Origin of the sequence: Streptomyces sp. NPDC048295, from assembly GCF_040652135.1 — a bacterium.
GTDB lineage: Bacteria > Actinomycetota > Actinomycetes > Streptomycetales > Streptomycetaceae > Streptomyces.
Genome location: NZ_JBEZLL010000016.1, coordinates 42,300 through 53,687, shown reverse-complemented (window position 1 = coordinate 53,687; position 11,388 = coordinate 42,300). Strand labels below are relative to the sequence as shown.

Annotated in this window: 13 protein-coding genes and 1 pseudogene; 8 read left to right on the top strand and 6 right to left on the bottom strand. The window is 72.9% G+C overall.

Annotation, left to right across the window (positions count from 1 at the left end):
• Positions 1–5 precede the first annotated feature (5 nt).
• Positions 6–632, top strand: a complete 627-nt coding sequence (locus tag AB0D53_RS23430; protein WP_329818902.1) for a precorrin-8X methylmutase — start codon at positions 6–8, stop codon at positions 630–632.
• A gap of 2 nt (positions 633–634) precedes the next feature.
• On the top strand, positions 635–2,140 hold the full coding sequence (locus AB0D53_RS23425; RefSeq protein WP_362449620.1) for a precorrin-2 C(20)-methyltransferase: 1,506 nt from the start codon (positions 635–637) through the stop codon (positions 2,138–2,140).
• A 16-nt stretch (positions 2,141–2,156) separates the two neighbouring features.
• Here the strand turns inward: AB0D53_RS23425 and AB0D53_RS23420 are convergent, their stop codons facing one another.
• Entirely contained in the window at positions 2,157–2,912 is a 756-nt protein-coding gene (locus AB0D53_RS23420) for a cobalt-precorrin-6A reductase (protein ID WP_362449618.1), read from the bottom strand.
• A gap of 11 nt (positions 2,913–2,923) precedes the next feature.
• Between AB0D53_RS23420 and AB0D53_RS23415 the strand changes: the two genes are divergently transcribed.
• Positions 2,924–4,039, top strand: coding sequence for a cobalt-precorrin-5B (C(1))-methyltransferase (locus tag AB0D53_RS23415; protein WP_362449616.1), 1,116 nt, complete (start codon positions 2,924–2,926; stop codon positions 4,037–4,039).
• Between the two features lie 29 nt (positions 4,040–4,068).
• On the opposite strand, the gene cobM is transcribed toward AB0D53_RS23415, so the two are convergent.
• Both cobM and cbiE read right to left on the bottom strand, forming a co-directional pair.
• The gene (gene cobM / locus AB0D53_RS23410) at positions 4,069–4,818 is read right to left on the bottom strand and encodes a precorrin-4 C(11)-methyltransferase (protein WP_329818906.1); all 750 of its coding nucleotides are present in this window, start codon (positions 4,816–4,818) and stop codon (positions 4,069–4,071) included.
• A complete protein-coding gene (gene cbiE, locus AB0D53_RS23405) occupies positions 4,815–6,116 on the bottom strand; it encodes a precorrin-6y C5,15-methyltransferase (decarboxylating) subunit CbiE (RefSeq protein WP_362449613.1) in 1,302 nt (433 codons plus the stop codon). Before cbiE ends, cobM begins: the two co-directional genes overlap by 4 nt.
• 145 nt (positions 6,117–6,261) lie before the next feature.
• Between cbiE and AB0D53_RS23400 the strand changes: the two are divergent.
• Positions 6,262–6,351: pseudogene (locus AB0D53_RS23400) on the top strand (hypothetical protein); the annotation flags it as partial.
• 130 nt (positions 6,352–6,481) lie between these two features.
• Here AB0D53_RS23400 and AB0D53_RS23395 read toward each other — a convergent pair.
• Entirely contained in the window at positions 6,482–7,129 is a 648-nt protein-coding gene (locus tag AB0D53_RS23395; protein WP_362449611.1) for a GntR family transcriptional regulator, read from the bottom strand.
• Positions 7,130–7,190: 61 nt separating this feature from the next.
• On the bottom strand, positions 7,191–8,099 hold the full coding sequence (gene cynR, locus AB0D53_RS23390; protein WP_362449609.1) for a transcriptional regulator CynR: 909 nt from the start codon (positions 8,097–8,099) through the stop codon (positions 7,191–7,193).
• 135 nt (positions 8,100–8,234) lie between these two features.
• On the opposite strand from cynR, the gene AB0D53_RS23385 reads away from it, so the two are divergent.
• The 3 genes from AB0D53_RS23385 to AB0D53_RS23375 all read left to right on the top strand — a co-directional run bounded on the left by AB0D53_RS23385 (position 8,235) and on the right by AB0D53_RS23375 (position 9,984).
• Positions 8,235–8,834, top strand: a complete 600-nt coding sequence (locus AB0D53_RS23385; RefSeq protein ID WP_329818909.1) for a carbonic anhydrase — start codon at positions 8,235–8,237, stop codon at positions 8,832–8,834.
• Positions 8,835–8,904: 70 nt separating this feature from the next.
• Positions 8,905–9,375, top strand: a complete 471-nt coding sequence (gene cynS / locus AB0D53_RS23380; RefSeq protein ID WP_362449607.1) for a cyanase — start codon at positions 8,905–8,907, stop codon at positions 9,373–9,375.
• 108 nt (positions 9,376–9,483) lie between these two features.
• Positions 9,484–9,984 (top strand): nucleoside deaminase, encoded by a 501-nt coding sequence (locus AB0D53_RS23375; protein ID WP_362449605.1) that lies wholly within the window; start codon positions 9,484–9,486, stop codon positions 9,982–9,984.
• Here the strand turns inward: AB0D53_RS23375 and AB0D53_RS23370 are convergent.
• Positions 9,918–10,196: a hypothetical protein gene (locus AB0D53_RS23370; RefSeq protein WP_362449603.1), complete on the bottom strand. Its 279-nt coding sequence runs from the start codon at positions 10,194–10,196 to the stop codon at positions 9,918–9,920. The genes AB0D53_RS23375 and AB0D53_RS23370 overlap by 67 nt on opposite strands.
• Before the next feature lie 179 nt (positions 10,197–10,375).
• Here AB0D53_RS23370 and AB0D53_RS23365 point away from each other — a divergent pair, with 179 nt between their 5' ends.
• A complete protein-coding gene (locus AB0D53_RS23365) occupies positions 10,376–11,353 on the top strand; it encodes a CehA/McbA family metallohydrolase (protein WP_362449601.1) in 978 nt (325 codons plus the stop codon).
• Positions 11,354–11,388: the final 35 nt, after the last annotated feature.

Sequence of the window (11,388 nt, the reverse complement as noted above, 5' to 3'; positions counted from 1 at the left end):
GCACTGTGCACCAGTACGAGAAGGACGGACCGGCGATCTATCGCCAGTCCTTCGCCACGATCCGCGCGGAGGCGGATCTCGCAGGCCTGCCCGCCGATGTGAGCCAGGTCGCGGTCCGCATGATCCACGCCTGCGGGATGGTCGACCTCGTCCGTGATCTCGCTTTCACCCCGGACGCGGTCGCCCGCGCCCGCGCCGCGCTGCGGGCCGGCGCACCCATCCTGTGCGATGTGGCCATGGTCGCCAGCGGTGTCACCCGCAAGCGGCTGCCCGCGGACAACGAGGTGGTGTGCACCCTGTCCGACCCGGCGGTGCCCGGGCTCGCGAAGGAGTTGGGCACCACTCGCAGCGCAGCCGCCCTGGAGCTGTGGCGCGACCGGTTGGAAGGCGCGGTCGTCGCCGTCGGGAACGCACCGACCGCGCTGTTCCGGCTGCTGGAGATGATCGAGGAGGGCGCGCCGCGCCCCGCCGCGGTCATCGGTGTGCCGGTCGGCTTCATCGGTGCAGCCGAGTCCAAGGACGCCCTGGCCGCGCACCCCTCCGGGCTGGAGCATCTGATCGTCCGAGGCCGTCGCGGCGGCAGCGCCATCGCGGCCGCCGCCCTCAACGCGATCGCCAGCGAGGAAGAGTAGACGTGAGCGAGCAGAAGACGGGCCGGCTGTACGGGGTCGGGCTCGGCCCCGGCGATCCGGCTCTGATGACCGTACGCGCGGTGGAGATCATCGCCGAGGCCGATGTCGTGGCGTACCACAGCGCCCGGCACGGACGGTCCATCGCCCGGTCCATCGCGGCGAAGCACATCCGTGCCGACCATGTCGAGGAGCAGCTGGTCTACCCCGTCACGACGGAGACCACGGACCACCCCGGCGGGTACCGGGGGGCGATGGAGGAGTTCTACGCCGAGGCGGCGGCCCGTCTGGCGGTACATCTGGACGCCGGTCGCACGGTCGCGGTGTTGGCCGAGGGCGACCCGCTCTTCTACGGCTCGTACATGCACATGCACAAGCGGCTCGCCGACCGCTATCCGACCGAAGTGATCCCGGGCGTCACCTCGGTGAGCGCGGCGGCCGCGCGGCTCGGGACCCCGCTCGTCGAGGGCGAGGAGGTGCTGACCATCCTGCCCGGCACCCTGCCCGAGGAGGAGCTGACCGCCCGTCTCGCCGCCACCGACGCCGCCGTGGTCATGAAGCTGGGACGTACGTTTCCCGCCGTGCGCCGCGCCTTCGAGGCGTCCGGGCTGCTGCCCGAGGCGCGTTACGTGGAGCGCGCCACGATGGCCGGGGAGCGCGTGGGCGAGCTGACCGGGGTGGACGCCGATTCGGTGCCGTACTTCGCGGTCGCGGTCCTGCCCAGCAGGGTGGGGGCGGCGCGTCCCGAACGCGCCCCGGAGGGCGGCGAGGTGGCCGTGGTCGGCACCGGACCGGCCGGGCCGCTGTGGCTGACCCCCGAGACGCGTGGGGCGCTGGCCGCCGCCGACGACCTGGTCGGCTACACCACCTATCTGGACCGGGTGCCGGTCCGGCCGGGGCAGGTGCGCCACGGCTCGGACAACAAGGTGGAGTCGGAGCGTGCCGAGTTCGCCCTCGACCTGGCCCGGCGCGGGCGGCGGGTGGCCGTGGTGTCCGGCGGCGACCCCGGGGTCTTCGCCATGGCGACGGCCGTCCTGGAGGTGGCCTCGCAGGACGAGTACGCGCAGGTGCCGGTGCGGGTGCTGCCGGGGGTGACGGCGGCCAACGCCGCCGCGGCCCGGGCGGGTGCGCCGCTGGGCCACGACTACGCGACGATATCGCTCTCGGACCGGCTCAAGCCGTGGGAGGTGATCGCGGAGCGGCTGCGCGCGGCGGCGACGGCGGATCTGGTGCTCGCGCTGTACAACCCCGGGTCGCGCAGCCGGACCTGGCAGGTCGGCAAGGCCCGTGACCTGCTGCTCGAACACCGCTCGCCGGACACACCCGTGGTCCTCGGCCGGGATGTCGGCGGGCCCGCCGAGAGCGTGCGGACCGTGCGGCTGGGCGATCTCGACCCCGCCGAGGTCGACATGCGCACGATCCTGCTCGTCGGGTCCTCGCAGACCCGCTGGGTCGAGCGCGGCGACGGGCGGCAGATCGTGTGGACGCCGCGCCGCTATCCGGAGGCCTGAGCCAGGGCGGCCGGCGCTACCCGTGGTGGAGGATGTGCGCGCGGAGCCACTCCACGACGGGTTCCGGGCCTTCGACGACCTCGACGCCCTCGGGCACGGGCGGCCGCCGCACCACCACCACCGGAATCCGCGCCTCGCGCGCGGCGGTGAGCTTGGGTGCTGTGGCGGCGCCTCCGCTGTCCTTCGTGACGACGACGTCGATGCGATGACGGCGGATCAGCTCGCGCTCTCCGTCCAGGGTGAACGGGCCCCGGTCGAGCAGGACTTCCATCCTGGCGGGGCACGGCGGTTCGGGGGCGTCCACCGAACGCATCAGGAACCACAGCTCGTCCAGGCCGGCGAAGGCGGCCAGCCCCATGCGCCCCGTCGTGAGGAACACACGCCGCCCCAGCGCGGGCAGGGCCGCCGCGGCCTCGGCGAGGGAACCGGCCGCATGCCAGTCGTCGCCCCTGCCGGGCACCCACCCGGGCCGGCGCACGGCGAGCAGGGGAACATGGGCGGCAGCGGCGGCCGCGGCCGCGTTGAAACTGATCGTCCCGGCGAAAGGATGGGTGGCGTCGATGAGCGCGTCCACCTGGTGCGTGCGCAGCCATGCGGCGAGCCCGTCGGCTCCCCCGAAGCCACCGATGCGGACCTCGCCCGGCGGGAGCCTCGGGCCGGAGACACGTCCGGCGAGCGAACTCGTCAGCCCGGCTCCGGCCGGGAGCACTTCCACCAGCAACTCGGCGAGGCGACGGGCCTCCGTCGTGCCGCCGAGTACGAGTACATGCATCGGATCCATCCATGGGTGAGACTGAGGGCGGGCGCAGCGCCCAGCTGAAGCACACCGGACTGCGGTCCGGCTGGACCACCGGCGCGTGTGCGACCGCGGCGGCGACCGCCGCGTACACGGCCCTGCTGACGGGCGACTTCCCCGACCCGGTGACGATCACCCTACCCAAGGGGCAGACGCCCGCTTTCGCGCTGGCGGTGGAGGAGCTGGCCGAGGGGCGGGCGACGGCCGGGGTGGTCAAGGACGCGGGCGACGACCCCGATGTGACGCACGGCGCCCTGGTCCGGGTGACCGTACGGCCGCTGCCGCCGGGCTCGGGCGTGGTGTTCCGGGCCGGGCCCGGCGTCGGCACCGTCACCCTTCCCGGGCTGCCGCTCGACGTCGGGGAACCCGCGATCAATCCCGTGCCGCGGCAGATGCTCCGCGACCACATCGCGCGGGTCGCCGCGGAGCACCGGGGTGCGGGGGACGTCGAGGTGACCGTGTCGGTGGACGACGGCGAGGAGATCGCCCGCTCCACCTGGAACCCGCGCCTCGGCATCCTGGGCGGTCTGTCGATCCTCGGCACGACCGGCGTCGTGGTGCCGTACTCCTGCTCGGCGTGGATCGACTCGATCCGGCGGGGTGTGGACGTGGCCCGTGCCGCCGGGCACACCCACGTGGCGGGGTGCACGGGTTCCACCTCGGAGAGGACCGTGGTGGCCGAGTACGGGCTGCCGGAGCTCGCGCTGCTCGACATGGGGGACTTCGCGGGCGCGGTGCTGAAGTACGTACGCCGTCACCCGGTGGACCGGCTGACGGTCTGCGGCGGGTTCGCGAAACTGTCGAAGCTCGCGGTCGGACACCTCGATCTGCACTCCGCGCGGTCCCAGGTCGACAAGCCCTTCCTGGCCGAACTGGCCCGGCGGGGCGGTGCGGACGAGGCCCTGGCGGCCGAGGTCGCGGTCGCGAACACGGGTCTCGCGGCGCTCCGGCTGTGTCTCGCGCGGGGTGTTCCGCTCGGGGACCTGGTGGCCGTGGCGGCGCGGGACCAGGCGCTGTCGGTGCTGCGGGGTGCGCCGGTCGCCGTCGACGTCGTCTGCATCGACCGGGCGGGCGTGGTCGTCGGGCGCAGCGGCGTGCGCTGACCGGCCGCCCGGCCGTTGCGGTGGCTCCGTCAGCAGACGTGGCGTTCGCGTCCGGGCGAGTAGAGGTGGCTGTCGCGGAACTGCTCGGCTCCCAGGGTGCGGCCGACCATGATGACGGCGGTACGGATCACACCCGCCGCCTCCACCTGCCCGGCGATGGTGCCGAGGGTTCCGCGCAGGACGATTTCGTCCGGGCGTGAGGCCATCGCCACGACGGCGGCCGGGCAGTCGGCCCCGTAGTGCGGCACGAGTTCCTCGACGACGCGGTCCGCGTACCGGGCGGCGAGGTGCAGCACGATCAGGGCGCCGCTACGGCCCAGTGTGGCCAGGTCCTCGCCCTTCGGCATCGCGGTCGCGCGGTGGGCGATCCGGGTCAGGATGACGGTCTGGCCGACGGTCGGCACGGTCAGCTCCCGCTTGAGCGCCGCCGCGGCGGCCGCGAACGCGGGCACGCCGGGGACCACTTCGTAGGGCACCTGGGCCTCGTCGAGCCGGCGCATCTGCTCGTTGACCGCGCTGAACACCGAGGGGTCGCCCGAGTGCAGCCGGGCCACGTCGTGGCCGGCCCGGTGCGCCGCCGTCAGCTCGGCGGTGATCTGGTCGATGTCGAGCTGCGCGGTGTCCACCAGACGGGCGTTCGGGGGGCATTCGGCGAGCAGTTCCCGGGGCACCAGGCTGCCCGCGTACAGGCACACCTGGCAGGAGGCGAGCGTGCGGGCGCCGCGCACGGTGATCAGGTCGGCGGCCCCCGGGCCCGCGCCGATGAAGTACACGGTCATCTGTTGTCTCCTGGGTGTTGCGCGGGCTCTTCTGCTGAGCTTTCCGCATCGGTGCTGATCGAGGGTTTGCGTACGGACCACTGGGTGACCGGCATGGCCTGCCGCCAGCCGGTGAAGCCGCCGACCGGTACGGCGTGCGCCACGGCGAGCCGGACCAGTTCGCCGCCGTACCCGCGGTGTGCTCCGGCGAGCAGCGCCTCGGACTCCAGCGTGACCGTGTTGGCGACCAGCCGTCCGCCGGGCGGCAGGGCGTCCCAGCAGGTGTCGAGGAGTCCGGGCGCGGTCAGTCCGCCGCCGATGAACACGGCGTCGGGCGCGGGCAGTCCGGCCAGGCCGCCGGGGGCCCGGCCGGTGACCACACGCAGTGCCGGTACGCCGAGGCGGCCCGCGTTGCGCTCGATGCGTCCGGCCCGCTCCGGGTCGCGTTCCACGGTGATCGCGCGGCAGGACGGGTGGCTGCGCATCCATTCGATCGCGATGGATCCCGAGCCTCCGCCGATGTCCCAGAGGAGTTCGCCGGGGGCGGGGGCGAGCACCCCGAGGGTCGCGGCACGGATGTGCCGCTTGGTGAGCTGGCCGTCGTGTTCGTACGCCTCGTCGGGGAGGCCCGGGACGGCGCCGAGGCGCAGTGCTCCGGGCGTGCGCCGGCAGTCGATCGCGATGACGTTCAGCGGGTCGCCGGGTGGGTGCGGCCAGTGGTCCGCGGTGCCCTCCGCGCATGCCTCGTCCGCTCCGCCGAGCTGTTCGAGCACGCGCAGCCGGCTCGGGCCGAAGCCCTGTTCGCGCAGCAGTCCGGCCACCGCGGCCGGGGTGCCGGCGTCGGCGCTGAGGACCAGTACCCGCCGGCCGTCGTGCAGCGCGGCGGCCAGCCGGGCGGCGGGGCGGCCGACCAGGGTGACGACCTCGGTGTCCTCCAGGGGCCAGCCGATCCGGGCACAGGCGTAGGACACGGACGACGGGTGGGGCAGGATCCTCGGCACACCGGCGCCCAGTACCTCGGTGAGGGCCCGGCCGATGCCGTAGAACATCGGGTCGCCGCTGGCGAGTACGGCGATCCTGCTGCCGGCGTGTGCGGCGAGCAGGCCGGGGACGGCGGGCCGCAACGGCGAGGGCCATGGCACCCGTTGGCCCCGGCAGGACGGCGGGAGCAGGGCCAGCTGCCGCGCACCGCCGATGAGGACCTGCGCTCCGACGAGCTCCGCGCGCGCCGCGTCGGTCAGTCCCGCCCATCCGTCGGCGCCGATTCCCACGACGGTCACCGCAGGTGGGACGGGTTGTTCGGGTGGAGCGAGAGTCACGGCCGGTACCTCGGTGTTCGGGGGATGACGCAGCCGAACTCTACTGTCCGGCCACGATCGGGCATCGGCCAGGTGACCACCCGCGCACTCCGTCCCCGGTCGTGTCCCGGGCCCTGGCCGGGGCGGGGGCGGGGCAAGACGGCGCCTGCGGGACATCGACGCGGTCGCCGTCACCACGGGCCCCGGTCTGCCGGGGGCGCTCCAGGCCGGCCCGGCCGGCGCGAAGGGGCTCGCTGCCGCGTGCGGCACACAGCCCGACGGCGAACCCGCCGCCCGGATGTCCCGGACGGGATCGTCTGGCCCGAGTGCCGGCGGGGGCGGCCCGCCCCCGCCGGTGCGTGTGGGGCCGGCGGGGGCAGGACCGTTCAGCCCTGGTGCCTGCGTCGCGCCGCCGCCGCGTTGCGGCCTGTCACCAGGTGTTCGCCGGCCAGCTTCTCGACCCGCGCGACATCACGCTCCGCGATCGCCCTGTACAGGCCCTCGTGCTCCTGCGCGACGCCCGACAGGTCGTCGTGCTGCCCCAGCAGCCAGCGCATCCTGCTGCGGAGGGCGGCCTGGAGTTCGTTCAGGAGTTCGTTGTCGGCCAGCGCGGTGACCGTCTCGTGGAAGTCGGCTGCGGCCCGGTGGGCCCGTACGGCATCGCCCTTCTCCGCCGCCTTCAGCTCGGCGTCGAGATCCGCGCGGAGCTTCTCCAGGCCCGCGCGGGTGCGCCGTTGGGCGGCGAGCCGGAAGGTCAGCGCCTCCAGGGCCGCGCGGACCTCGTCGAGGTCCTCGACGTCCGCCGGTGTGAACTCCCGTACGACGGCCCAGGTCCGCGGCCTCGGTGTGACCAGCCCCTCGGCGACCAGCGCCTTCAGAGCCTCCCGGACGGGCAGCCTGCTCACACCGAGCTCCGCGGCGAGCTCGCGCTCGACGAGCTTGCTGCCCGGCTCACGCACACCGTCGATGATGTCGTCACGCAGCCGGCGCGTGACCCGTTCCGACTCGGGCTCGAAGTCCCCAGACCCTGTCATGTCCTCAATTCTCTCATCACTCGGCGTCCGTACTCGGTGTGCCGTCGGCGGCACGGGGTTCTCAGGCCGGTGCGTAGCCGCGCGCGCGGACCAGGTCGTGGGCGAGCCTGGAGAAGGCGCGCGCGGCCGCGCTCTCGTAGGCGCTCTCCCGGTGCAGCAGGCTCGCGACGCGGGCGGGCAGCGGAGGGTCGAGGGGAACGGGCGCGAGATGGACATGATCGTCCGCGATCGCGTCGGGCAGCACGGTGGCCAGCAGGCCGGTGCGCCGGACGATTTCGGTGAGGGCCTGGATGGTGTTGGCCTCCACGGCGATCGGCGGGCTGACACGGTGCCGGGCGAAATAGTCGTCGATGTGGTTCCGCGTGGCGAAGTCCGCACTGAGCAGCGCGAGTTGCTGGCCGGCCAGATCACCCACCGGCAGCGGCCGGTCACCCCGGCTCTCGGCACGGTCCGTGGTGACGACGAGGCTGAGGGTCTCGGTGAACAGTGCGGTGGCGTCGATCCCGGGCAGATGGGATCCCGCGAAGGCGATCCCGAGGTCGAGTTCGTCGGCCAGCAGACCGGCCTCGATGCGGTCCTGGGTCATCTCCCGCAGGTCCAACGTGATGCCGGGATGGTGGGTGTGCAGCGCCTCCACGAGCGGGCCGACGAGGTACGCGGTGAAGGTCGGCGTCACCGCCAGCCGCAGGTGCCCCCGGGAGAGGTCCGCGACATCGAGGACGGCCCGGTCGGCGGCCGCCAGTTCCCGCAGCGCGCGCTGCGCGTAGTGCACATAGGCCTCGCCCGCGTCGGTGGGACGGACACCGCGACCGCTTCGGTCCAGCAACTGGACACCGACGGCCCGCTCCAGTTGCCTGATCTGCTGCGACAGTGTCGGCTGCGAGATGCGCAGCTCCTCGGCGGCGCGCGTGAAATTGCCGTGCTCGGCCACCGCGATCAGATAGCGGAGGTGACGTAGTTCCGGACCCATACACGCAGCATAACCCAGACTATTGATGTGATCTATAAGGATCATGGATAGCAAGTCTTGGACTCTATACATGGAGGTCATGCATGGTGGATTCCGTCAGCCCCTCGGGGCGGCATTCACCGAAAGGAGTGAGCGATGCATGACCTCACGGACGGCCTCGCACGTTTTCGCCGCGACGTCTTCCCAGCCAAGGCGGGGCTCTTCGCCGGCCTGGCCACGACCCACCGGCCGAAGACGCTGTTCATCGGCTGCTCGGACGCCCGCGTGGTCCCCGAACTGATCACGCAGAGCGACCCGGGCGAGCTGTTCGTCATCCGTACGGCGGGCAACCTCGTCCCGGCGTACGCGTCCGGCCCGGACGGCATCGCGGCAAGCATCGAGTACGCCCTCGCCGTGCTGCATGTGACCGATGTCGTCATCTGCGGCCACTCCTCCTGCGGCGCGATGACCGCCCTGGCGGAGGAGCACGACCTCAGCGCCGCACCGGTCGTCGCCGGCTGGCTGCGGCACGCGGACGCCGCGCGGGCCCGGGCCGCCGCGGCGCCGGCCGCCTCCGGACCGGCCAAGGTGGCCACGCTGGTGCGCGCGAACGTGGCCGCACAGTTGCAGAACCTGGCCACCCACCCCTCCGTGGCCCGCGCCCTGGCCGACCGGACACTCACGCTGCACGGCTGGGTGTTCGACATCCCCACCGGGACCGTCGAGCCGGTCGACACCGCCCCGGCCGCGGCCTGACCACCTCCCCCGCCCCCCAATGACCACCGGCCGTACCTCAGGGCCGGTCCCCCGAAAGGAAGACCCCGTCATGGCACATGCCCAGTTCGACCCCACCGCCCGCGAGACCCTCGCCCGCGCCGCCGTCGAGGCCAAGACCCGCAAGGACCTCACCTGGGAGGAGATCGCCGACGCCGCCGGACTGTCGGTCGCCTTCGTCACCGCCGCCGTGCTCGGCCAGCACGCCCTGCCGGAGAACTCCGCCAACGCCGTCGCCGAGCTCCTCGGCCTCGACGAGGACGCCGCGATGCTGCTCCAGACCATCCCGACCCGCGGCTCGATCCCCGGCGGCATTCCCACCGACCCGACCATCTACCGCTTCTACGAGATGCTCCAGGTCTACGGCACCACCCTCAAGGCCCTGGTCCACGAGCAGTTCGGCGACGGCATCATCTCCGCGATCAACTTCAAGCTCGACGTGAAGAAGGTCGCCGACCCCGAGGGCGGCGAGCGCGCCGTCATCACCCTGGACGGCAAGTACCTCCCCACCAAGCCGTTCTGACCCGCACGGAACGCAACACGGCGGACCGGGGCGAGGCCTTACGGCCGAGTCCGGCCCGCCCCGGGCCCCCGCCCGTCCAGCACCGACCGACTCGCCCCGGAGGACCTCATGGACTTCGCCCAGCACACCATCGACATCGCCCGCAAGAACGTCGAGGAGGGGGGACGCCCCTTCGCCACCGTCATCGTCAGGGACGGCGAGATCCTCGCCGAGAGTCCCAACCGGGTGGCCCAGACCAACGACCCCACCGCCCACGCCGAGATCCTCGCCATCCGGGACGCCTGCCGGAAGCTCGGCACGGAGCACCTGGTCGGCGCGACCATCTACGTACTCGCCCATCCCTGCCCGATGTGTCTGGGTTCGCTGTACTACTGCTCCCCCGACGAGGTCGTCTTCCTCACCACCCGCGACGCCTACGAACCGCACTACGTGGACGACCGCAAGTACTTCGAACTCGAAACTTTCTACGGCGAGTTCGCCAAGGACTACACCGAGCGGCGCCTGCCCATGCGCCACGAGCCGCGCGACGCCGCCGTCGACGTCTACCGGCTGTGGCAGGAACACAACGGCGGCAGCCGCCGTGTCCCCGGCGCACCGACCGCCGCGTAGCCGCACCGAGCGTCAAGGGCATCCCCGGCCGCGACGGTGTCGAAGGCGGCGGATCCGATGGAACCACCGTCCCGCTGGGCGGAGTTGACGGAGGCCGAGGCGATTCCGGCGTCCTGCGCGGGTACGTCGGAGGTCGCCCCGGTCATCACGGCCAGGACGGTCTGCAGGCAGTAGGTGAGGAGCAGGGAGACGGAGAGCCGCCCCGTCGTCACGGCCCCCACACATCCCCGCGCCACTCCCCCGCCATGAACGGTCAAACCCTCCGCGCCATCAGATATGAGATACCAACAGCCCTGGTGGCCCGCCTGCTGCCGGAACCGGGCGGCGTGGCAGGCTGGAAGAGGCGGGCGAGTACGCGTCGAACCCACAGGGGGAACGGATGTCAGGGTCGGTGTTTCCGCCTGCGCGCGTGGCGGGCCGGGGGCGCGGTTGGTACCGGGGCGACTGCCATGTGCACTCGGTGCACTCGGACGGCAGGCTGACACCGGAGCAGCTCGCGGCCGGTGCCCGTGCGGCGGGGCTGGACTTCCTGGCCACCACCGAACACAACACCTCCCGGGCGCACGGCGTCTGGAACCCGCACGCCGGCGACGATCTGCTGGTGATCCTCGGCGAAGAGGTCACCACCCGAACCGGGCACTGGCTGGCGTTGGGCATCCGTCCCGGACAGGTGGTCGACTGGCGCTACGGCCTGCGGGACGATCGGGTCGGCCGGTGCCTGGAAGAGGTCCATCGGGCCGGCGGGCTGTGCGTGGCGGCACATCCGCACGCGCCGTACCCCTCGGGCACGTTCATGTACCCGTACCGGGGGTTCGACGCGGTCGAGGTGTGGAACGGGCTGTGGAGTTCGGACGCGCCGTGGAATGCCGACAACGAGGCGGCTCTGGCCGAATGGGGGCGCGGCCTGGCGGCCGGCGTCCACCGGGGTCGGTGGCGGCCGGCCATGGGCAACAGCGACACCCATCTGGAGGGCCAGATCGGCATCCCGCACACCGTCGTGCTGGCCGAGGAGCTGAGCGTCGGTGCGATCCTCGACGGAATCCGGGCCGGCCGGAGCTGGATCGCCGAATCGGCGGCCGTCGAGCTGTCGTTCACGGTCTCGGCCGGTGGCCGGAGCGCCGGGATCGGTGAGCGGCTGGGAGCGGGGGACGCACCGGTCGAGGTGAGGGCGGACGTACGCGGTGTGCCCTCGGGGACGGTCGGCTTCCACACCGAGCGGGGGAGGGCGCACCACGCGTCGCTGCCCGCATCGGGTTCCGGCACCGTGGAGTGGTGCACCGACGCGGCGGAGTCCGCGTTCGTCCGGGTCGAGGTACGCCGTCCCGACGGGCGCATGGCTGCGCTCGGCAATCCGGTCGTCCTGATCTGAACGAGTCGCACGGTCGGGCCGGCCGGGCGGACGTG